This is a genomic window from Streptomyces sp. NPDC055103 (assembly GCF_053607625.1).
On the sequence record NZ_JBSGTX010000016.1, the window covers coordinates 73,070 to 93,140 of the forward strand.

19 protein-coding genes and 1 pseudogene are annotated in these 20,071 nt (G+C 71.3%); 9 read left to right on the forward strand and 11 right to left on the reverse strand.

The genetic code is table 11. The features are described from left to right. Nucleotides 1-47 precede the first annotated feature (47 nt). Nucleotides 48-1,376 (reverse strand): ABC transporter substrate-binding protein, encoded by a 1,329-nt coding sequence (locus tag ACWFR1_RS13345; protein WP_453550042.1) that lies wholly within the window; start codon nt 1,374-1,376, stop codon nt 48-50. A gap of 274 nt (nt 1,377-1,650) precedes the next feature. On the opposite strand from ACWFR1_RS13345, the gene ACWFR1_RS13350 reads away from it, so the two are divergent. Continuing rightward, complete coding sequence (locus tag ACWFR1_RS13350) at nt 1,651-4,050, forward strand: glycoside hydrolase family 2 protein (RefSeq protein WP_453550045.1); 2,400 nt, start codon at nt 1,651-1,653, stop codon at nt 4,048-4,050. Next, nucleotides 4,047-5,093, forward strand: coding sequence for a LacI family DNA-binding transcriptional regulator (locus tag ACWFR1_RS13355; RefSeq protein ID WP_453550048.1), 1,047 nt, complete (start codon nt 4,047-4,049; stop codon nt 5,091-5,093). Before ACWFR1_RS13350 ends, ACWFR1_RS13355 begins: the two co-directional genes overlap by 4 nt. Nucleotides 5,094-5,150: 57 nt before the next feature. Here the strand turns inward: ACWFR1_RS13355 and manA are convergent, their stop codons facing one another. Together manA and ACWFR1_RS13365 are read right to left on the reverse strand one after the other, a co-directional pair. Next, a complete protein-coding gene (manA, locus tag ACWFR1_RS13360; RefSeq protein ID WP_453550051.1) occupies nt 5,151-6,389 on the reverse strand; it encodes a mannose-6-phosphate isomerase, class I in 1,239 nt (412 codons plus the stop codon). Nucleotides 6,390-6,461: 72 nt separating this feature from the next. Beyond that, nucleotides 6,462-7,436 (reverse strand): ROK family protein, encoded by a 975-nt coding sequence (locus ACWFR1_RS13365; RefSeq protein WP_453550054.1) that lies wholly within the window; start codon nt 7,434-7,436, stop codon nt 6,462-6,464. Nucleotides 7,437-7,960: 524 nt separating this feature from the next. Here ACWFR1_RS13365 and ACWFR1_RS13370 point away from each other — a divergent pair. Beyond that, nucleotides 7,961-8,317, forward strand: a pseudogene (locus tag ACWFR1_RS13370) (transposase); the annotation flags it as partial. A 177-nt stretch (nt 8,318-8,494) separates the two neighbouring features. On the opposite strand, the gene ACWFR1_RS13375 reads toward ACWFR1_RS13370, so the two are convergent. Beyond that, the gene (locus tag ACWFR1_RS13375; protein WP_453550057.1) at nt 8,495-9,178 is read right to left on the reverse strand and encodes a maleylpyruvate isomerase family mycothiol-dependent enzyme; all 684 of its coding nucleotides are present in this window, start codon (nt 9,176-9,178) and stop codon (nt 8,495-8,497) included. 195 nt (nt 9,179-9,373) lie between these two features. Here ACWFR1_RS13375 and ACWFR1_RS13380 point away from each other — a divergent pair, with 195 nt between their 5' ends. From ACWFR1_RS13380 to ACWFR1_RS13395, 4 genes are all read left to right on the forward strand, one after another. Next, nucleotides 9,374-9,922: a GNAT family N-acetyltransferase gene (locus ACWFR1_RS13380; protein WP_453550059.1), complete on the forward strand. Its 549-nt coding sequence runs from the start codon at nt 9,374-9,376 to the stop codon at nt 9,920-9,922. A gap of 11 nt (nt 9,923-9,933) precedes the next feature. Further along, on the forward strand, nt 9,934-10,596 hold the full coding sequence (locus ACWFR1_RS13385) for a M15 family metallopeptidase (RefSeq protein ID WP_453550062.1): 663 nt from the start codon (nt 9,934-9,936) through the stop codon (nt 10,594-10,596). A gap of 161 nt (nt 10,597-10,757) precedes the next feature. Next, nucleotides 10,758-11,696: a MerR family transcriptional regulator gene (locus tag ACWFR1_RS13390; protein WP_453550063.1), complete on the forward strand. Its 939-nt coding sequence runs from the start codon at nt 10,758-10,760 to the stop codon at nt 11,694-11,696. Nucleotides 11,697-11,770: 74 nt separating this feature from the next. Continuing rightward, nucleotides 11,771-12,367 (forward strand): GNAT family N-acetyltransferase, encoded by a 597-nt coding sequence (locus ACWFR1_RS13395; protein WP_453550065.1) that lies wholly within the window; start codon nt 11,771-11,773, stop codon nt 12,365-12,367. On the opposite strand, the gene ACWFR1_RS13400 is transcribed toward ACWFR1_RS13395, so the two are convergent. After that, nucleotides 12,253-12,837 (reverse strand): eCIS core domain-containing protein, encoded by a 585-nt coding sequence (locus tag ACWFR1_RS13400; protein WP_453550067.1) that lies wholly within the window; start codon nt 12,835-12,837, stop codon nt 12,253-12,255. The two genes, ACWFR1_RS13395 and ACWFR1_RS13400, sit on opposite strands and share 115 nt — an antisense overlap. A 140-nt stretch (nt 12,838-12,977) precedes the next feature. Then, the gene (locus ACWFR1_RS13405; protein ID WP_453550069.1) at nt 12,978-13,136 is read right to left on the reverse strand and encodes a hypothetical protein; all 159 of its coding nucleotides are present in this window, start codon (nt 13,134-13,136) and stop codon (nt 12,978-12,980) included. Nucleotides 13,137-13,156: 20 nt separating this feature from the next. On the opposite strand from ACWFR1_RS13405, the gene ACWFR1_RS13410 reads away from it, so the two are divergent. Together ACWFR1_RS13410 and ACWFR1_RS13415 are read left to right on the forward strand one after the other, a co-directional pair. Further along, on the forward strand, nt 13,157-13,426 hold the full coding sequence (locus ACWFR1_RS13410; protein WP_453550071.1) for a tyrosine-type recombinase/integrase: 270 nt from the start codon (nt 13,157-13,159) through the stop codon (nt 13,424-13,426). A gap of 117 nt (nt 13,427-13,543) precedes the next feature. Continuing rightward, on the forward strand, nt 13,544-13,753 hold the full coding sequence (locus ACWFR1_RS13415; protein WP_453550073.1) for a hypothetical protein: 210 nt from the start codon (nt 13,544-13,546) through the stop codon (nt 13,751-13,753). A 178-nt stretch (nt 13,754-13,931) separates the two neighbouring features. On the opposite strand, the gene ACWFR1_RS13420 is transcribed toward ACWFR1_RS13415, so the two are convergent. From ACWFR1_RS13420 to ACWFR1_RS13440, 5 genes are read right to left on the reverse strand one after another with little or no spacing between them, the layout of a single operon-like run. After that, on the reverse strand, nt 13,932-14,798 hold the full coding sequence (locus tag ACWFR1_RS13420) for an anchored repeat-type ABC transporter permease subunit (RefSeq protein ID WP_453550075.1): 867 nt from the start codon (nt 14,796-14,798) through the stop codon (nt 13,932-13,934). After that, nucleotides 14,795-15,568 carry an anchored repeat-type ABC transporter ATP-binding subunit gene (locus ACWFR1_RS13425; RefSeq protein ID WP_453550077.1) on the reverse strand — a complete coding sequence of 258 codons (774 nt, stop codon included), beginning with the start codon at nt 15,566-15,568 and terminating at the stop codon, nt 14,795-14,797. Before ACWFR1_RS13425 ends, ACWFR1_RS13420 begins: the two co-directional genes overlap by 4 nt. Continuing rightward, on the reverse strand, nt 15,565-17,286 hold the full coding sequence (locus ACWFR1_RS13430) for a choice-of-anchor M domain-containing protein (RefSeq protein ID WP_453550080.1): 1,722 nt from the start codon (nt 17,284-17,286) through the stop codon (nt 15,565-15,567). The genes ACWFR1_RS13425 and ACWFR1_RS13430 overlap by 4 nt, the downstream gene beginning before the upstream one ends. Before the next feature lie 5 nt (nt 17,287-17,291). Beyond that, a complete protein-coding gene (locus tag ACWFR1_RS13435; protein WP_453550083.1) occupies nt 17,292-18,830 on the reverse strand; it encodes an anchored repeat ABC transporter, substrate-binding protein in 1,539 nt (512 codons plus the stop codon). Further along, nucleotides 18,827-20,032, reverse strand: a complete 1,206-nt coding sequence (locus ACWFR1_RS13440) for a choice-of-anchor M domain-containing protein (RefSeq protein ID WP_453550085.1) — start codon at nt 20,030-20,032, stop codon at nt 18,827-18,829. Before ACWFR1_RS13440 ends, ACWFR1_RS13435 begins: the two co-directional genes overlap by 4 nt. Nucleotides 20,033-20,071 lie beyond the last annotated feature (39 nt).

Genomic DNA, 20,071 nt, shown 5'->3' on the forward strand with positions numbered 1-20,071 from the left:
GGGGCCCCGGCCGGTGTCGTACGGCCGGGGCCCGCTCCACCGGTCGGTCAGGAACCGGTGGTCTTCGCCGCCTCGTCCCACCTCTTGTTCAGGTCGGCGAAGAAGTCCTCGGCGCTGCCCTTGGCCGCGCCTCGCGCGGTGTCGATCAGCTTCTGGCGGTAGTCGGGCTTGTTCAGGCCGATCTCCGCCGCGTCGTCGATGTCGTTGACCGCCGCCGTCTTCGCCTCGGAGCGGTCGAAGAACGTGACATCGTTGTCAACGAAATCCTTGAGGGTGGCCGGCAGGGGAGCGGACTTGACCGCGGACACCACGCCCTCCTTCTCCGAGAAGCCGGACTTCTCGGTGAACCAGTCGACCCAGGCGCGGGCGGCGGGCTTGTTCTCCGAGTAGACGCTGACGGCCTGCTGGTAGTCGGAGACCAGCGCCGCGCAGAACTTGCCGTCCTTCTGGACGGGGAACGGCATGAAGCCGATGTCCTCCGCCTTGAGGCCCCCGTCGTTCGCCGCGCCCTGCATCTGGGTGAGGGACCAGGAGCCCAGCATCATCGTGGCGATCTTGCCCTCGGCCAGCAGGGCCTTGGAGGTCTCCCAGTTGGTGGTGGTCGGGTCCTTCTCGGAGAGCCCCTGCGCGGCGATGTCGTAGAGGAGGGTGTCGATGGTGCGGAGCTCGCCGCCCTCCCTCCAGGGGGAGACCGGTCCGGCGAGCTTGTTGCTCGCGTCCGCGTCACAGCCGACCGAACCGTTGTTGGCGGTCCACTGGACCAGCGGCCAGCCGTCCTTGAAGTTCGTGTAGTACGGAGTCGCCCCCGTCTTCTCCTTGACCGCCTTCAGGCCCGCGAGGAACTCCTGCGGCGTCTTCGGCCACGCGGTGACCCCGGCCTTCCTCCACAGCGCCTTGTTGTAGACGAAGCCGTTGGCGGTGCCGAACTGGGCGATGCCGTAGACCTTGCCGTCCACCTCGGCCTTGTCGCTGAAGCGGTACTTCGACGACAGCTCGGCGGTGGTGCCGAGGGGCGCGAAGAACTTGGGGTAGTCGTTCTTGGCCACCGCCCCGGGGATGAAGAGGACGTCGCCGTACTCCTTGGTGTTCATCCGGATCTTCACCTCGCCCTCGTAGTCGGTGATGCCGTCGAACGACACCTTGACCTTGGGGTAGACCTTGTTGAACTCGGCGGCGTACGCCTTCAGCACCCCCTTCTGGACGAGGTCGGTCCGCTGCGTGAGGACCTTGATCTCGCCGGAGACCTCCTTCGGGTCGGACGGCGGGGCCGCCGTCTCACCCGTGACGGCGCCCCCTCCCCCGGCGCACGCCGACAGGACGAGCGTCGCGGCGGCCAGCACAGCGCCCGAGAGCACCGCCGTCTTCTTGTTCCCCATAGCCAACTCCTTCAAAGTCACGGCTCAGGTCATCGGTGGGATGTCGGCACTATGTCAGCCGTTCGTGAACCGGTAAAGTGCTGATTTCCCGCGTGATACTCAATCGTTACCGCGGGCGTCACGCACAAAGATCCGGTGAGTCGCGAGTACGGCCTGCGACGTGCCCTATGGGCGCTCCGCTTGACCGGTTCATGGACAGTTAAGTAAATGTACGGCTACCTTGTCGGCCCGTATACGCATCCCGCCCCCTGCCAGGCGATTGGAGCCGCACGCAATGAAGGACGTCACAGAGCTGCACGAAGGCTGGAGCCTGCGCCACGAGGACGCACTGCTCCCCGCCCAGGTGCCCGGCTGCGTTCACACCGACCTGCTCGACGCCGGGGTGATACCGGACCCGTTCCTCGGCCGCGGCGAGACCGAGATCGCATGGGTCGGCCGGCAGGCGTGGTCGTACGTCACCGACCTCGCCCACGACAGCGCGCACGAGCGGTCCGAGCTGGTCTTCGAGGGCCTGGACACCGCCGCCGACATACGGATCGGCGGCGAGTCGCTCGGCTCCACACGGAACATGCACCGCGTCCACCGCTTCGACGTGACCGGGCGGACCGGCCCGCTGGAGGTGCGCTTCGCCTCGGCGTACGACGAGGCCGAGCGGGTCCGCGCGCTCACCGGCGACCGGCCCAACGTCTACCCCGAGCCCTTCCAGTACATCCGCAAGATGGCCTGCTCGTTCGGCTGGGACTGGGGTCCCACGGTCGTGACGGCCGGCATGTGGCGCCCGGTCCGTCTGGAGCACTGGTCGACCGCACGGCTCGCCGAAGTCCGTCCGCTGGTCACGGTCGACGGCACGACCGGCCGGGTCGAGCTCCGCGTGCGCACCGCGCGGACCGAGACCGGGACCGGCCGCCGGCTGACCCTCCGGGCCACCCTCGGGGACTCGGTCGCGGAGGCGCCCTCCGAAGGCGAGGAGACGGTGCTGCGCCTGGAGGTCGCCGATCCCGAGCTGTGGTGGCCCCGCGGGTACGGAACACAGCCGCTGTACGGGCTCGACGTGACGCTCCTCGACGAGGCCGGCGCCCCGCTCGACCACTGGTCGCGGCGGATCGGCTTCCGTACGGTCGAGATCGACCGCTCCGCCGACGAGCACGGCACCGGCTTCACCTTCGTCGTCAACGGCACGCGGATCTTCGCGCGCGGTGTCAACTGGATCCCGGACGACGTCCTGCCCTCCCGGGTCACTCCCGAGCGCTACCGCACCCGCCTCACCCAGGCCGCCGAGGCCAACATCGACCTGGTCCGCGTCTGGGGCGGCGGCATCTACGAGGACGACGCCTTCTACGACGTCTGCGACGAGCTCGGCCTCATGGTCTGGCAGGACTTCCTCTTCGCCTGCGCCGCCTACCCCGAGGAACAACCCCTGCGCGGCGAGGTCGAGGCGGAGGCGCGCGACAACGTTGTCCGCCTTGCCCCGCATGCCAGCCTGGTGCTCTGGAACGGCAACAACGAGAACCTCTGGGGCTTCCGCGCCTGGGAGTGGGAGGCTCCGCTGGCGGGTGACTCCTGGGGCGAGGGGTACTACCTCGGGATCCTGCCCCGGATCGTCGCCGAGCTGGACCCGACCCGCCCGTACACCGCGGGCAGCCCCTGGTCCGGCTCCTGGGACCACCATCCCAACGACCCCCGCCACGGCACCCACCACTCGTGGGAGGTGTGGAACCGCCAGGACTACGCCGAGTACCGGGCCGACGTGCCCCGGTTCTGCGCCGAGTTCGGCTGGCAGGCCCCGCCCGCCCTCGCGACGCTCCGGCGGGCCCTGCCCGGCGAGGACCTCGCCCCCGACTCCCCCGGCATGCTGCACCACCAGAAGGCCGAGGACGGCAACGGCAAGCTCGACCGGGGCATCGAGCGCCACTTCGGGCTGACGGAGGGCGACTTCGACCGCTGGCACTACCTGGCCCAGGTCGTCCAGGCGCGGGCGGTGGCTGCCGGGATCGAGCACTGGCGGGCCAACTGGCCCGTCTGCGCCGGCACAGTGGTGTGGCAGCTCAACGACTGCTGGCCGGTCAGCTCCTGGGCCGCCATCGACGGCGACGGCCGCCTCAAGCCGCTCTACCACGAGCTGCGCCGCGTCTACGCCGACCGCGTCCTCGCCCTCGTACCCGACGGGGAAGGCCCGGTGCTCGCCCTCGACAACCAGTCCGGCACCGCCTGGCGCACGACCGTCACCCTGCGGCGGCTCGACGCGGACGGCACCGTACTCAAGGAGGTCGCCCTCGACCTGGAAGCGGCGGAGCGGACCGTCGTCCGGCTGGTCGTCCCCGCCTCGCTCCTGCCCGAACCCGGTTCGACACGGGAGCTCCTCGTGGCGGACGCGGACGGGCTGAGGGCCGTCCACCTCCCGGTGTACGACAAGGAGTTCGCGTACCCGGAACCCGCGTACGACGTGCTGATCGAGCCGCACGCCGAGGGCGGCGCCGTGGACGTGGTCGTCACCGCCCGGACCCTGGTGCGGGACCTCCTCCTCCAGGCCGACCGGCTCGCCCCGACAGCCGGTGCCGACCTCGGCCTGGTCACGCTCCTGCCCGGCGAGACGGCCCGCATCACCGTCACCGGCTGGACGGGAACCGACCCGGAGGCCGTCCGGGCGGCCCTGTTCAGCGTGGGAGCGGCGTGAGCGCCTCGGCCCCTCGCGTCCCCGGCCCGCGCGTCACGATCAATGACGTCGCCGCACGGGCCGGGGTCTCCAAAGGCGCTGTCTCCATCGCCTTCAACAACCGCCCGGGGGTGTCCCCTCCGACCCGGGAACGCATCTTCCAGGCCGCCAGGGACCTCGGCTGGAGTCCGAACCAGACGGCGCGCAACCTCTCCGGGCGCCGGGCGGGCATCGTGGGTCTCGCGCTCTGCCGGCCCGCCCGGCTCCTCGGGCTCGAACCGTTCTACATGGAGTTCATCTCCGGCATCGAGGACGTCCTCGCCGAGCGCTCCTGCTCCCTGCTGCTCCGCCTCGTCCGCGACCTGGACGAGGAGACCGCCCTGTACCAGGAGTGGTGGCGCGGCCGGACCGTCGCCGGCGCGATCCTGGTGGACTTCCGCCGGGACGACTCCCGGATCCCGCCGCTGCGGGCGCTCGGGATGCCCGCCGTCGCCGTCGGGCATCCGTCGCTGACCGGCGGATTCCCGTCGGTCTGGACGGACGACGCCTCGGCGGCGGCCGAAGCGGTGCGGTACCTCGCGGCCCTCGGCCACCGGCGGATCGCCCGCGTGGGCGGCCTTTCCGGGCTCGGCCACAGCGGGATCCGGGCCGCCGCCTTCGAGGCGACCATGGCGGAACTGGGGCTGGACGGGCGCCGCCAGGTGTCGACCGGCTTCGCGGGCGAGGAGGGAGCGCGGGCGACCCGCAGTCTCCTGATGTCTCCGGACCGGCCGACGGCGATCGTGTACGACAACGACATCATGGCTGTCGCCGGGGCGGCGGTGGCCGCGGAGATGGGGCTCTCGGTCCCCGACGACGTCTCCCTGCTGGCTTGGGACGACTCGCAGTTGTGCCGGCTGACGCACCCTCCGCTGTCGGCGATGAGCCATGACGTCCACCAATTCGGCGAGGTCGTCGCCCGGACCCTCTTCGGGGTGATCGAGGGCACGCACCTGGGCGCCTTCCAGGTACCCACGCCTTCCTTGACGCCTCGGGGGTCCACGGGACCGCCACCTCGTACGTAGCCGCGAAGGGAGGGGAGATTTCCGTATGACTGAGAACAATAGCCGACACATAACCGGTTAAGTGAGTATCACCCCCCGGTCGTCAGCGGTCCCCGTCGTGGCACGGAAGGCGGTGCCCGCGCCCTGAAGGGCGGCGTCCTCCGCGCCCGCGGGCAGATACACGGACCGCCCCGCGCCGATACGGAGCACCTCGCCGGCCGAGGAGACGACGACGGTGCCTTCGGTGCAGAGAACGATCTGCGGAGCGTCAAGCGCCAAGGGGCGAGGCGGCTCTCCGGCCCGGACGACGTAGCGCGACAGGCGGAAGTCGTCGACCGGGGCCGGATACACCCCCTCGCCCCCGTCCTCGTGCGGCGTGAGGACGCGCGTCGGCAGCGTGCCGAAGCGGACGACGCGGAGGAGCTCGTCCGCGTCGACGTGCTTGGAAGTGAGCCCGCACCGCAGGACGTTGTCGGAGCTCGCCATGATCTCCACGCCGAGACCGGAGAGATAGGCGTGGGGCACTCCGGCCCCGAGGAACAGCGCTTCGCCAGGGGCCAGTCGGACGTGGCGGAGCATGAGCGCGGACAGCAGGCCGGGGTCGCCGGGGAAGGCGCGCGCGAGGGCGGCGTACGCGTCGATGTCGGCGTGCCCGGGGATGGCGGAGGGAGCGTCGACGCCGAGCCCGCCCGCGTCGGTAGCCGCCGCCAGCGCCTGCGCGACGGCGTCGAGCAGCCCTGGCAGCGGACGAAGAAAGGCACGGAAGACCTCGGCGAGGGCCTGCGCCTCGGGGACGACGCGCAGCGTCTCCGCGTACGGCCGCAGTGCCGGAACGTTCAGGGAGTCGAGGAGGTCGGCACAGTCCTCAGGGCTCCGGAATCCGCACAGCCCGCGGAACGGAGTGAGGGCCACGATCATCTCGGGCTTGTGCTGGGCGTCACGATAGGTGCGGTGCGGTGCGTCCAGTGGCACCCCGAGGGCGTTCTCCCGCGCGTATCCGGCCTGCGCCTGGGCGAGGTCGGGATGCACCTGCACGGAGAGCGGCGCGTCGGCGGCCAGCAGCTTGACCAGGAACGGGAGCCGGGGACCGAACCGGCGCATGGCGGCCGCTCCGAGCTCGCGCTCCGGATCCTCGGAGATGACCCGGTCCAGGGGGACCACGGCCTCACCCCGGCGGACCCGGGAGGGCGCTGCCGGATGGGCGCCCATCCAGAGTTCGGCCTGAGGCGCGCCGGTGGCCGGTACGCCCATGAGCTCGGGCAACAGCGTGGTGGAGCCCCAGTCGTAGGGCTGGACGGTGTTCTGCAGAAGATCCACGTACTGCTCCTGGAGTGGTGGCCGGCCGAAAGGGAGGATGTGACGCCGCTACGACACGGCGGCGGTAGTGCGTCACACGGCCGTCCGGCCCGTCGCGCCCGCCCCGGCGCGGGGCAGCCCGGTCGCGGCGGCACCGGCGGCGGCCGCGCCGATCAGTCCGGCGTCGAGGGCCAGCTCGGCGGGCACGACGGGGACGTCTCGGGTGAAGTCCAGGACGGCGTAAGACGTCAGGTGGTGCCGCAGCGGGGCGAACAGCATGTCGCCAGAGCGGGAGACTCCGCCTCCGATCACGACCAGGTCGAGCTCCACGAGCGCCGAGGTCGCCGCGATGGCGGCCGCCAGGGCGCGGCCGGCCCGATCGAACGCCCCGAGGGCCCTCGGGTCACCCTCACGCGCCGAGACCTCGACCTCTTCGGCCGTGGCCGGGTGGCCGGGCCGGGGCTTCCAGCCGGACTCCAGCGCGTGGGCAGCGATCGCCGTACCGCTGGCGTACCGCTCGACGCACCCCCGGGCGCCGCACGGACACACCGGACCGTTCTGGTCCACGGTGATGTGGCCGATGTGGCCGGCGTTCCCCGTCGTCCCCGGGTGCACGGAACCGCCGAGGACCAGACCGCCGCCCACGCCGGTCGAGACGACCATGCACAGGGCGTTCGCCACGCCCTTGGCCGCGCCGATCCAGTGTTCCGCCGCCGTCATCGCGACCGCGTCGCCGATGAGCGTCGGCTTGATGCCCGGCGGAACGGCCGGATGGCAGCGCACCCGCTCTACCAGGGGAAAGGCGCGCCAAGCGGGGATGTTGACCGGGCTCACGGTGCCCGCGACGGTGTCGACGGGACCGGCGCTCCCGATGCCGACGCATGACATCGAGGCCCACTCGGGACGCGTCGCCAGGTCGTCCACGACCGAGGCCACCGCACCCATCAGGGCCTCGGCGGACTCGTGTGCGGGAGTCGGCCGCTGCGACCGCACCACGACGCGCCCCTCCGCGTCGACGAGGGCCCCGGCGATCTTCGTACCCCCGACATCCAGCGCTCCGTAAAGCATCACGCCCACCTCTCCGAACCGACCAGCGAGGCAACACTGTGACCCGCCGATGACAACGTTGTCCAGAGCTTAACGGATCCGGTTAAGTACTCGCGTGAGGGATGCCGCCACGAACCGTCCACCGCCGACGAGGGCCGACGAGGGCTTACTGGTCGTTTCAGAATGCGGTTCGTGGGCGGCGGAGGCATGCAAGGCTGCAGGCCGGCTCGAGCAGGCCCTGGTGGAGGTCGGCGCGTCGTTCGTGCGGAGATGATGGCCTGCGTCCTGTGCCACGGCGCGTACGCGGAGATCCCCGACGGCCCGGCCACCTCCTCCGCTACGAGCACCCCAGGCCTGGAGCGAGACCGTCGAGCCGTTCCTCAACGGGGTCCTGACGCCGTAGCAGCCCCTGGATGATCGGATGGGCGCCCTCTACGATCACGCCCATGCCGATCACCTCACCCATACCCGTCCTGCGCGGGTCCGGCAGAGTCGTCCTCCAAGCCGAAGACGACGACCTCGTGTTGACCCGAGACCGCCAGGGCAACCGGCACGGCGTCCCCCAGCTGCTGCCGCTGCTGGACGCCGTTCCGCCGATCCGGGGTCTGCGCGGACGTCCCCGCCGCAGGCCCCGGCGCCTGTATGCGGACCGGGGCTACGACTTCGACAAGTACCGCCGCCTGCTGTGGAAGCGCGGCATCAAGCCGATGATCGCCCGGCGCGGCGCCGCCCACGGATCCGGACTGGGCAAGGTGCGCTGGGTGGTCGGGCGCACCTTCGCCTGGCTGCACCAGTTCAAACGGCTCCGCACCCGCTACGAGCGACGCGCCGATCTCCATCAGGGTCTGCTCGAACCGGCCTGCAGCCTCATATGCCCGCGCCGCCTACGAACCGCATCCTGAGACGATCAGCTACGCCCCGTAGAGCGCGAGGCCGCGGGTGAGCCTGCGCCAGTAGATCGACCGCGCCGCCCCGAGCACCGTCCCGGCCGCCCCTCTCGACCTGCCCGCCTGGTGCCACATGACCAGCCACCACTACCTCGGCGCGGTCTCCGACCCAGACCGCTTTGTGCACGGAAATCAGCCCAGGGCGAGCCAGCGGATGCCGAGCCGTTCGACCTGCGCGGCCTCCGACTCGTTCAGCGGCTCCCGGCCGGTGGCCTTGCGCAGGAAGCGGGAACGGCTCCACCCCAGCTTGTCGGCCGCCGTGGCGTGCTCCGCGCCCAGGAGCAGCTCCGCCACGGCCTCACCGGCCGCCGGGGTGAGCCAGGCTTCGCGCCCGAGTGCGTCGGCCAGGTCGAGGCCGTGGACGGCGACTTCCACGACGCGGGTGAGGACGAACTCCGACAGGAGCATGGCGTCGCCATGACGTGTCCGCACGGTCCGGCTCCCGGGTTGGTCCCGGCACAGCCGGCAGGCCCGCCGCCACGTCGCGGCGAAGTCCTCGGCGAAGGCGGCGCCGTCGGCCGGCCTCGCCGCACGGTCCTGGGCCAGGGCGATCCGCTTGCCGTTGGTCTGCGGTGAGAAGCGGTCGTCCGGGCGGTAGTACTCCACCGCGGAGACCTCCGCCTCGCCGGGTTCCGGCGCGTCCAGCATGGCCGGAAGCCAGTCGATCACCACGCACACGTGTCCGAGCAGGTCGCGTACGGTCCAAGGAGCGCAGCGTGTCGGAAGGTTCCACTCGGCCTCGGACAGTCCGGCCACGGCGTCGCCGAGGGCTCCGCATTCCAGCTGAAACGCTTCGAGAACCTGGTCGTGACCCACGCTGTGTCGCCTTCCGTCCGTTCGCCGTCCCGCGCTCACTTCGCCGTCCCGCCGGTTCCGCTCCGCGCTCGCTTCTCAGATCATCGACACGCGCGCCGAAGCGGTCCCGGTTGCAGACCGCCGGAAAAGATCGCCAAGCAGGCGCCAGGCTTCTCCGCCGATCGTCCTCGTGGGGCGTGCGATAGGTTCCCCGCCATGATCGAACCTGGAACCTTCACCTGGCCGACGACTCCGATACCGACCGAACGGCTCGTGCTCCGCGCATCCGAGGCCCGGGACCGTACGGCCTTCGTCGAGCTGTTCGCCTCGCCCGAGGTGGGCACCTACATCGGCGGCGCCCGGACTCGCGACGAACTTGAACGCGCGATGCCCGAAGTGCCCGGCCGACGCCCCGGCTGTTTCGTGGTCGAACTCGACGGAACGATGATCGGCATGATCACGCTCGACCCCCGCGGTGCCGAGCGCCGGGGACACGTCCGCCCCGAGGCAGGAGAGACCGAACTCGGTTACCTGTTCCTGCCCGAGGCGTGGGGACGCGGGTACGCCTTCGAGGCGTGCGCGGCAGCACTCGACTGGCTCACCGGCGCACGGCCCGGTGAACCCGTGGTGCTCTCCACCCAGAGCGCCAACGACCGGGCGATGCGCCTCGCCGCGAGACTGGGCTTCACCGAGGTCGAGCGGTTCGAGGAGTACGGCGCCGAGCAGTGGTTCGGCGTGCGCGCCCCGGCCACACCGGCCGGATGAAGGGCGGCCCCATGAACGCGATCGTCCTGATGTCGGATCCGAAGGTCGCCGCCGTGCCCCTGATCGAGTCCGGCGAACGCCTCGTGGACGTCCGCCCCGGCGGCCGACTGCTCGTCGACACCCGCAAGCAGGACCCGGCGGACGCCTTCGCCCACCTGCGGGAAGGCGTGCTGGAGCAACTGCTCACGGCACAGACGATGCTGCCGGCGGACATCCGGCTGTTGTTCGTCGAGGGATACCGACCCCCATCCCTCCAGCGGGAGTACTTCGAGGAGTACGCAGGCCGGCTGCGGGCCGCCAACCCCGGCTGGTCCTCCCATGAGATCCACTCGGCGGCGAGCAGGTACGTCTCACCCCCCGACATCGCGCCGCACAGCGCCGGCGCGGCCGTCGACCTCACCCTCGCCGATGCCGACGGACACGAACTGGACCTGGGCACGCGCATGAACGCGGACCCGGAGGAGAGCGCGGGCGCCTGCTACACCCACGCCCCGGACATCAGCGAGGAAGCCCGCGCCAACCGGAAGCTGCTGGGCACCGTGCTCACGGCCGCAGGGCTGGTGAACTACCCCACGGAGTGGTGGCACTGGTCCTTCGGGGACCGCTACTGGGCCTTGCTCACGGGAAAGCCCGCGGCCCTCTACGGCCCCAAGGAGCTCGGCTCGCGCAGCTGACCGACCAGACGTCCCGTTCCGGCCCGGGCAGCGTACCGACGGCGAGCCGTCCGCCCTGGTCCGGCAAGAGGAGTTGTCACGACGTGTGGATGAGGAGTGGTTGCCTGCCGGCAGGCGAAGGGACTTGAGTCTCCCGTAGGGGGAGACACGAAGGTAGGGGCATGAACGGCGACACGCTCTACTCGATCGGCGAACTTGCTCGACGGACCGGTCTCACGGTCAAGACCATTCGGTTCTACTCCGATCGCGGAATCGTGGCGCCGACCGACCGCAGCCCGGCCGGCTACCGCCTCTACAACATCGACGCCGTCGCACGCCTGGACCTCGTGCGCACCCTGCGCGAGCTGGGACTGGACCTTCCCACGATCCGCAAGGTCGTGGACCGTGAGCTCTCGCTTCCGGAGGTCGCCGCAGCGCATGCCGAAGCGCTGACGGTGCAGATCCGCGTCCTGCGCCTGCGGCGCGCGGTGCTGACGGCGGTGGCCGAGCGCGGGTCCACACCTGAGGAGACGGAACTCATGCACCAGCTGGCCCGGCTTTCCGAGGACGAACGCAGCCGTCTGACCGGCGATTTCCTCGACGCCGTCTTCGGCGGCCTTGACGCCGCCCCCACCTTTGCGGGGGTCATGCGCTCGATGACCCCCGAGTTGCCCCGTAACCCGAAGACAGAGCAGGTCCAGGCGTGGGTGGAGCTGGCCGAAATGTTCCTGGATCCGGGTTTCCGCGCCGTCGTGCGGCGGATGGCCGAGGACCAGGCGGCCGAGCAGGCCCGAAACGGCGTGACGGTCCCGCGCCGCGACATCACCGCAGCCGTCCGTGACCTGGCCGGCCCGTCCCTGGCCGCCGGCATCGACCCGGCCTCGCCCCAGGCTGATCCGATCGTCGCGCAGTTCACGGCGTACTACGCGCACCTCCTCGGCCGCCCCGACGACGTCGAGCTCCGCCGCCGGCTGGCGTCGCGGTTGGAAAGCGTGAACGATCCGCGCTGGGAGCGTTACCTCCAGCTGCTCGCTGTGGTCAACGGCTGGCCGGCCCCGGAGAGCATGGCTCCGGTGCTCGACTGGTCCGTCCAGGCTCTGCGCGCCCGGACACGGCAATGACGGGGCGGTCACAAGGCGGCACGGGGCGGATGCGGCCGGCGTCGGGTGGAAACGCCGCCATATATCATCAGCTGATGAGCACCCAGGTCGTACTTCAGGTGGCCGCGTCGCCGGTCTCTCCCGCTCTCGTTCTTCGCCCCTGGCGCATGGAGGACGTCGCCGCATTGGTCGAGGTGAGCCGGGATCGGGCACTGCGCCGGTGGGCGAGCTCTGGCGTGAACGACGATGCCGACGGGATACGTTGGGTGCAGGCTCAGCAGCAGGGCTGGGCAGCGGGGGATCGGTTCGGCTTCGCTGTCCTTGAGGCACAACCCGGTTCAGTTCGCGAACAGTTGGCGGGCAACGTGGTCCTCAAGAAAGTCACCTCCGGCGAACCGGCAGCCGAAGTGGGCTACTGGACCGCGGCGCACGCCCGCGGGCGGGGAGTGGCCTCCCGCGCTCTGGAGGCACTCACCAACTGGGCCTTCGACACCTTCGAAGCCGACGGGCTGGAGCGTCTCGAACTCCTGCACCAGGTGGACAACCTGGCATCGTGCCGGGTTGCACAGAAGAGCCGCTACGACTTCGACACCCTCCTGCCCGCGGCACCGCCCTCCTTCCCCCACGATGGCCACCTGCACATACGGGCGCGAGAGCGTCTGAGATCCTCCCGGCTTCTGGGGACCGGCTGAGGCTGCTCGCGCCGAGACGGGCTCGGGGCGTCCCTCCGCACCGGCTGCGTGGGCGGCCGACGTGCTCTGTGTGCCGGAGGCCGGGCCGCCGAGTTGTCATGGATACGGACTCCGGAGAAGTCCGCGCCGAACTTCGCCTCCATATCGGTGCGGGTCGAGTCGTCCAGGGGCCGGCCGGCGGTGGTCAGCACGTCATGGACTGCGGAGCGTTGCACCTGCTCGCTGGGGACGGCGGATCGCTGCACCGGCTCCGGCGCGTCGCTCCCCGGCCCGGCTTGATGGCTGCAGCCGGGGCCGTGCTGCTGGTGGGCGGTCTGGGCCCAGGGGTGACCGGTCTGGCTGAGCAGCTGCACCATGGCCGCGTTTCCAGCGGTCCGCTGGATGTTCAGAGCGCCGGACGGAGGTAGGGGAGCTCGGGCCGCCACCTGTCGTTCGGCACCGGAGGTCGTGGGGCTGTGTTCCTGAGACATACGAGGGATCGCCTTTCATGGAAGTGGGCTGAAGCCATCCATGACAGAAGTCCCGGCACGTGCAGAAGGGCAGAAAGGGCGGAGGGCGGGGCAGCCTTCGCTGCCCGAACGCAGTTCGCCGGGCTGTCCCGCCACGAGCGTCAGGAACTGCGGTCCAGCATCCAGGTCAGGACCTTGCGCTGGAGGGGCAGCACCTCGGCATGGCGCGCCGGCCCCGTCTCCGTGAGTTTCACCTGGAGACCGCGCCGGTCGATGACCAGTCTCGCGGAAACGGGCCAGTCCCGGTCGATCTGGGGCATCGCCGTAGCCCTCAGCCGGCTTGACCATCGGAATCGTTCGTGGTCGACCGTTTCCGCGACGCCCCAACGAGTCCCCGCCACGTACCTGCACAAGATCCGAACGCGGGATGCGGATCGGCTGCCAGCGCATCGACTCCCGCTTCATCGCCTACCGTGAAGTCCTGGGACTGGACGACGGGTTGGACCACCGCTCCTTCCGAAGGTCCTACGTCACCCACCTGATCGAGGATGGCTGGGACCCCCGCCTCGTCCAGCAACAGGTCGGTCACGAGCACGCCGGCACCACGTAGCGACGGTTGGATACGCGAGCCCACCGGTATCGCCCCCGGGCGATCCGCATGCCGTCGGGCAGAGGGGGAATAGCCCAGGTACTCATGTCCGCAGAGTGAGCAATCCTGGGGGGAATCATGACGGGTGACCGTCACGACGCGGCCGGCCCGGCTCGCCGCACCCGGCACGAGAAGATGACGGCTTGGTGGGGCCGCAATGCGCTGTGGGTCGTCATAGGCGGCTTCCTGCTGCTGGTGGCGGTGTCCTACCTGATGGTGCTCACCGACGACGACCCCGGCGGTGGCAGGCCGTGCCCGCCCGACAAGGTCTGTGGTTTCGTCCGTTGACCTTGCCGAACCGGGCAAGCGAACCCGACCAGCCTGCTGGGCCCCCTCCGTAACCTCGGTGAAGACCGTCCCTCGGCGTCCTTGAGGTCGCCATGCTCGAACAACAGCCACGGCTTGCGGGTCCGCACCTCGTGCGGAAGCGTCGCGGCGCGCTGCGCTCGTCCCGGCGTCGACGGCCCTACTCCTCGGCCGCCGCGCTCCGGGTGCGGAGTTTCGCCGCCAGACCGTGCCGGGGTGCGAGGAGCCAGACCAGGGCGAACAGGGCCGTCAGGACGACGACGACCGAGCCGCCCGCCGCCAGGTCGTACGCGTAGCTCACGTACAGCCCCGCCAGGCTGCCCGCGCAGCCGAAGAGGGAGGCGAGCGCCGTCATCGCCCACAGCCGTTCCGTGAGCAGCCGGGCCGTGGCGGCCGGGGTGATCAGGAGGGCCAGGACGAGGATGTTGCCGACGGCTTCCAGCGACATCACGATGGTCGCCGTCACGACGACGTACAGCGTGAGGTCGAGCGGCAGCACGGGCAGGCCGGCGGCGCGGGCGGTCTCGCGGTCGAGGCTCACCGCCACGAGTTCCTTGCGCAGGGCGATGACGACCGCCACGAGAACCGCGCCCATCACCGCCACCCGCCAGATGTCCGCCGTGTCGACGGCCAGGACCTGTCCGAACAGGAAGGACGAGAGGTCGGTCGTCCAGCTGTCCCTGGTGGAGACCAGGACGATGCCGAGGCCGAACGCGAAGGCGAAGAAGACACCGATCACGGTGTCCTCCTTGAGGCGGCGGTTCTGTGAGACGAAGGCGATGAGCACCGCCGTCGTCACGCCGGCCGCTGCTCCCCCGATCAGCAGGTTGCCCTCGAAGGCGTAGGCCAGGGCCACTCCGGGGAAGGCGGAGTGGGCGACGGCGTCACCGATGAACGCCATCCCGCGCAGGACGACGTACACACCGACGACCCCGCAGACCAGGCCGACGATCGCGGCCACGGTGAACGCACGCCGCATGAAGGGCAGCGTCCACGGGTCGGTGAAGAAGGCGAGCAGGTCGGTCATGACGCCACCTCCGCGGCACTCGCACCCGCGGCCTCGACCGTGCCCGCACCGGCACCCGCAAGCGCGACGGCGCGGTCGAGGCCGAAGGCCCGCAGCATCTGCTCCGCGTCGGCGAGCAGTTCCGGTCCGCCCTCGGCGACGACCGTGCGGTTGAGAAGAACCACCCGCGTACAGGTGCGGGCGGCTGCCGCCAGGTCGTGTGTGGTCATCAGCAGTCCCCTGCCCTCGGCCGCCAGACGGCCGAAGAGCTCGTTCAGCAGGTCCTGGGTCGGGACGTCCACTCCGGTGAACGGCTCGTCAAGGAGCAGCAGTCGGGGTTCGGCCGCGAGCGCCCTCGCCACCAGGACGCGCTGGCGCTGGCCGCCCGACAGCTCCCCGATGGGGCGTCGGCGGAGGCCGGTCAGCCCGGCGAGCTCCAGCGCGGTGTCGGCGGCGGCGCGGTCGTGGGCACGGGGGCGTCGCAGCCAGCCGATCGTACGGGTGCGACCGCTCAGCACCGCACCGGCCACGTCGATGGGGAAGTCCCAGGCGAACTCGTGCCGTTGGGGTACGTAGCCGATCGGCCCGCTCGTCCCGACCCGGCCCGACGCGGTCGTCGCGAGGCCGAGGACGGCGCGCAGGAGGGTGGTCTTTCCGGCGCCGTTCGGGCCGAGGAGACCGACCAGTTCGCCGCCGGAGACGGTCAGGGAGGCGTCGTGCACCGCCGTGCGACCGCCCAGCAGGACGGAGACCCTGTGCACGCCGAGCAGCTGCTCGGGGGCGGCGCTCACGAGGAGCGCCTGCGGGCGAGGAGGACGGCGCCCGCGCCGGCCGCCGCGAGGGCCGCGGCCGTGCCGGCGAGGAGGAGCGTGCTCTCCGAGCCGGTGTTCGCCATGGCGCCGCCCGTGGGGGAACCGGATGCACCCGTCGAGCCGCCGCTCGTCGCCGGTCCCCCACCGGTGGCGCCCCCGGTCGAACCTCCGGTGGCCGTGTCTCCGGTGGAACCACCCGTGGACGCTCCCGTAGAACCGCCCGTTGCCCCTCCGGTGGACCCGCCTGTCGGACCGCCCGTCGGCCCCCCGGTCGCACCGCTCGTACCCGCTCCGGTGGATCCGCCCGTCGTGCTCCCGGTGGATCCACCCGTGGATCCCGTGGATCCCGTGGATCCGCCCACCGGTACCTGGTTCGGGTCGGCGGCGCCCACGCTGAAGGCCAGCGTCTCCGTATCGCTGCTCTGCGTCCCGTCGGCGAGGGTGGCGGACATGGTGAGGGTCAGCCGGTACACGCCCTCCTTGCCGAAGGCCCAGCCGCCGTGCGCATGCGTGTTCTGCGGTACGCCGAAAGCGTCCGGGACTCCGTCACCGCTGTTGAAGCGGACGGTGGCGCCCGAAAGCCCGTCGTAGTTGTAGAGCGCGAAGTTCCCCGGGCCTTCGGCCTTCGCCAGCGAGAACTCGACCTCGCCCCGCGTGGCGCCCGCCGTCATGTTGTCGGTGGACCAGCCAGGCCACAGCAGTCCCGGCTGCTGCACCTGGTCGAGGAGCCAGACCGGGTCGCCGGCCTTCCCGAGGAAGGCGAAGTCCTGGTTCGCCGGGATGGTCTTCTTCGCCGCCGGCTTGACCTGCAGGACCACGGACGAGGGCTCGCGCCACACGGTCTTGCCGGGGACGGTGCCGTCCTTGACGTGCATCTGCAGCTTGCCGCCGACGACACGAGCGGCGATGTCGATGTGCCCCTGGTCGAGAACCTGCCGCGAGGTCTCCACCGGATCCGGAGCCGGAGCCAGGGCCGGAGCCAGGGCCGGAGCCAGGGCCAGGACTTCGTCCAGGGCCGCGCGCCCGGCCGGCGCCTCGGGCTCCGCTGTCCCGATCGGACCGGGAGGAGCGACCGGTTCCGGGGCGGAAGGCGCCGGGGTGGGGAGCGTCTCGTCTCCTACCCGGGCGGTGTACCGCGTCTCCGTGAGCCGCGGCTGCCCGTCCACCTCGGCCTCCGCCGTGAACGTGAGCACGTACACGCCGGGAGCGTCGAACACCCAGCGGGTCTCCCCGCGTGCGGCCGTCGGCAGGTCCCAGCCGTCCGGAAGGCCGTCGGAGCTGTCGGAGCTGTCGGAGCTGTCGGAGCGTACGAGGGGCTCCCGCTTCTCGGCACCGGCCATGCCGGCGGCCGCGTCGGCCGTCTCGTACGAGGTGAGGGATCCCGGTCCCTCGACGCCGGTCAGGGACCAGCGCACGGTGCCCGCCCGCTCCGCTGGGACACCGATGGTGTCCCAGCGGGGCGTGAACTCCCACTGGTCCGTGCCGTCGGGCCCGGCTGTCCGGTGGGTGTCGTCGATGTCGAGGACACCGCCCGTCCCCAGGCTCAGGGCTCCGTCGGCCCACGTCACCGGGGCGAGGACCGGTGATGCGGCACGTCCCGGTCCGCCGTCCGCGGGCGGGACCGTCATGGCCGTGCCCCCGAGAGCCAGCGCGCCCGCCGCCGCGAGGGCGACCCTGCTGTTGCGTACGAGCCTCATCGGGCTCAACTCCCCTTCCGGCCCAGACAGCGGGCCAGTTCGTTCGCGTTGTGGCGCATCATCGCGACGTAGTCGTGGACCTTGTCGTCGAAGGAGTCGCCGTAGATGGTGCAGATGTCCACGCCCTCGTCCTCGGCGACGCGGCGCAGGACGTCCGCGCGCGCGGCGAGGTTCGGCTCCAGGAACACGGCCGGGACCTCCTTCTCCCGGATCGTGGCGCGGAGCTTCGCGATCTCGGCGGCGCTGGGTTCACGGCTCGGCACGGGCACCACGAAGCCCGCCACCTCCATGCCGTACGCGTGGGCCAGATAGCCGAAGGCGTCGTGCGTGGTGATCAGCTTGCGGTTCTGCGCGGGGATGGCGGCGAGCTTGCCCGCCACCTCGTCGTCCAGCGCGGCCAGTTGCTTCACGTAGCGTGTGGCGTTGCGCTCGTACGTGGCCCGTCCCTTCGGGTCCGCTTTGATCAGCTCGGCCTCGATCCGGCGTACGTACCCCTCGGCGTTGGCGACGTCCTCCCAGGCGTGGGGGTCCATCTCGCCGTGGACGTGCTTGCCGATCACCGCCTGCGGCAGTACCCAGAGGTCCGCGCCGGGCCGGCCGAGGAAGCGGTACGTCTCCTCCTGGGGCACCGACTCCTTCGCCCGGTCCGGCACGGACAGCACGACCGCGTCGGCAGCGTGACGGGTGCGCTCGCCGGTCGTCGGGTCATCGGAACGCACGTACACCGAGTGGGTCGTGGCGTCGAGGGCGACGTCGGCGTGGCCGCCGTCCAGCGTGGTCTTCCCCGCCGGGGCCGGGGTGTCGCCGACGACGAACGTGATGGTTCCGCTCCCGATGGGCGCGGTCCTCCCGTCGAGCGTCTCGGTCCGCCCCTGGACGGTGAGCCGGTACGTGCCGGGCTTGCTGAAGGTCCAGTTGACGTGGGTGTGGGCCTCGGGCGGCAGCGCGAAGGAGTCCTTCGCGTCGAAGCCGTCGGTGGAGTCGACGTAGCTCTGCGGGGTCCCGAGGGTGTCGGTCAGATAGACGTGGAGGTCGCCGGGGCCCTCCAACTTCGTCGCGGTTGTACGGACTTCGGCACCGTCTCCGGCGACCTCGCCCTCGACGGCCCAGCCCAGCCACAGCACGTTGAGGCCCAGGTCCTCCTGGAGCTTGATGACCGAACCGCCGTACTGCTCCAGCTTCTCGCTGATCGACACCTTCGGCGTGCTCTTCGGCGCGTTGGTGTGGATCATCTTCATGATCCCGGGTTCTTCGAGCAACAGCCCGTTGCTGAAGACGAGTTCCGACTTCGCGATCCTGACGGCATCCCCCGGACTCGGCTCGTACGAGTGAGGGTCGCCGTGGTGCGGTACGACGGAGGTCACGTCGACCCGGTCGCCGCCGACGTGGCGGACGAGGTCGGCGATGATCGCGGTGGTCGTGGAGACGGTGAGCTCGGCCTTCTTCGAGTCCCCGCCGGATCCCGCTCCACACCCGGCCGCGAGCAGCGCGGTCGCGAGCGCGGCGGCTGCGACGCCGGGGGCCGCACCTCGGACGCGGCTCATCGGACACCCCGCTTCCTGCGGGCGATGACGACGACGGCGCAGCCGGCCGCGAGCGCGGCGGCCGCGAGGCCGGCCGGGATCGCGGCACCACCCGCGCCCGTCGCGGCGAGGCGACCGCCGCCGGTGCCTGCGCCTCCGCTGCCCGGCGGGAACGTGGGGCCGGGCCCCGTGGAGGAGGAGTCCGCGTCGCCGGGGTTCACCGCCGGACTCGTCGTGGGCGGCGGCCCGGTCGGGGTGGAGCTGGCGGAGGCGCTGCCGGTGACGGTCGGAGGAGGCGTCGGCCCGGCCGTCGCTGTGGCGGATCCCGTAGGAGTGGCCGAAGGTGAGGTGGGCGCGGACGTCTGCGAGGGGGTAGCCGTCGCAGACGCGGTCGCGGTCGCGGTCACAGACGCGGTGGGCGTGCGCGTCGGCGTGGGATGCCCCGTGGGCGTCGGAGTTGCCGTGGGCGTCGGGTCGGGGGTGCCGTCGCCCGGCTCGACCGTCGCCGGGTCGACGTCGTCGCCGACGAGGACCGCCAGGGTCTCGCGGTCGGAGACCTTCGCGCCCGAGGGCAGGGTGGCCGTCATCTCCATCGTGATGCGGTAGACGCCCTCGGCGTTGAAGATCCACAGCGGGTGCGCGTGGGTGAAGGCGGGAAGGTCGACCGTGCCCGGCTCGGGCTTCGCGCCATCCACGGTGACGCCGATCCGGATGCCGAGATCGGGGTCGTCCTGCCACTGGCCGAGCACGAACCGGCCGGGGCCCTCGATCCTCGGAAAGGTCACCCGCACTCCGCCCGGCGCGTCCGCCGGCAGGATCTCCATGGTGTTCCAGCCGGGCCAGAGCAGCCCTTCCTCCACCTCGAAGTCCTTGTCGACCCAGAGGCGGCTGCCCGGCTCGCCGAACCCCTCGAACTGCGGGACCTCCTCGCGCGGCGGGATCACGATCTCGTGGCGCGGGTCGAAGTGCAGCAGGACGTCCGAGGGTTCACGGAGGACGGAGGCCCCGGCGACGGTCCCGTCCTTGACGCGGAACTCGAGTCGTCCGTTCCGCAGCCGTGCCGTCAGGTCGAGGTGGCCGCCGTTCAGCACGGCGCGCTCGCCGGCCGGCGCCTCCCTCGGGGGCGAGTCGGCGGCGTGGGCGAGCGGGGTGGCGGCGAGCAGCGACAGGGCGACCGCGAGGGTGGCGGCTCGTACGGGACGGGGTGCGATGGGGGCCCGCATGGCGGGGCGTCTCCTTCGGGCGTGAGGGCGGGGGACCAC

What these genes read in the sequence shown, in the direction of transcription:
- ACWFR1_RS13345 (WP_453550042.1), bottom strand. Translation starts at nt 1,376, where the DNA reads ATGGGGAACAAGAAGACGGCGGTGCTCTCGGGCGCTGTGCTGGCCGCC.
- ACWFR1_RS13350 (WP_453550045.1), top strand. Translation starts at nt 1,651, where the DNA reads ATGAAGGACGTCACAGAGCTGCACGAAGGCTGGAGCCTGCGCCACGAG.
- ACWFR1_RS13365 (WP_453550054.1), bottom strand. Translation starts at nt 7,436, where the DNA reads ATGCTTTACGGAGCGCTGGATGTCGGGGGTACGAAGATCGCCGGGGCC.
- ACWFR1_RS13380 (WP_453550059.1), top strand. Translation starts at nt 9,374, where the DNA reads ATGATCGAACCTGGAACCTTCACCTGGCCGACGACTCCGATACCGACC.
- ACWFR1_RS13385 (WP_453550062.1), top strand. Translation starts at nt 9,934, where the DNA reads ATGAACGCGATCGTCCTGATGTCGGATCCGAAGGTCGCCGCCGTGCCC.
- ACWFR1_RS13390 (WP_453550063.1), top strand. Translation starts at nt 10,758, where the DNA reads ATGAACGGCGACACGCTCTACTCGATCGGCGAACTTGCTCGACGGACC.
- ACWFR1_RS13395 (WP_453550065.1), top strand. Translation starts at nt 11,771, where the DNA reads ATGAGCACCCAGGTCGTACTTCAGGTGGCCGCGTCGCCGGTCTCTCCC.
- ACWFR1_RS13400 (WP_453550067.1), bottom strand. Translation starts at nt 12,837, where the DNA reads ATGTCTCAGGAACACAGCCCCACGACCTCCGGTGCCGAACGACAGGTG.
- ACWFR1_RS13405 (WP_453550069.1), bottom strand. Translation starts at nt 13,136, where the DNA reads ATGCCCCAGATCGACCGGGACTGGCCCGTTTCCGCGAGACTGGTCATC.
- ACWFR1_RS13415 (WP_453550073.1), top strand. Translation starts at nt 13,544, where the DNA reads ATGACGGGTGACCGTCACGACGCGGCCGGCCCGGCTCGCCGCACCCGG.
- ACWFR1_RS13420 (WP_453550075.1), bottom strand. Translation starts at nt 14,798, where the DNA reads ATGACCGACCTGCTCGCCTTCTTCACCGACCCGTGGACGCTGCCCTTC.
- ACWFR1_RS13430 (WP_453550080.1), bottom strand. Translation starts at nt 17,286, where the DNA reads ATGAGGCTCGTACGCAACAGCAGGGTCGCCCTCGCGGCGGCGGGCGCG.
- ACWFR1_RS13435 (WP_453550083.1), bottom strand. Translation starts at nt 18,830, where the DNA reads ATGAGCCGCGTCCGAGGTGCGGCCCCCGGCGTCGCAGCCGCCGCGCTC.
- ACWFR1_RS13440 (WP_453550085.1), bottom strand. Translation starts at nt 20,032, where the DNA reads ATGCGGGCCCCCATCGCACCCCGTCCCGTACGAGCCGCCACCCTCGCG.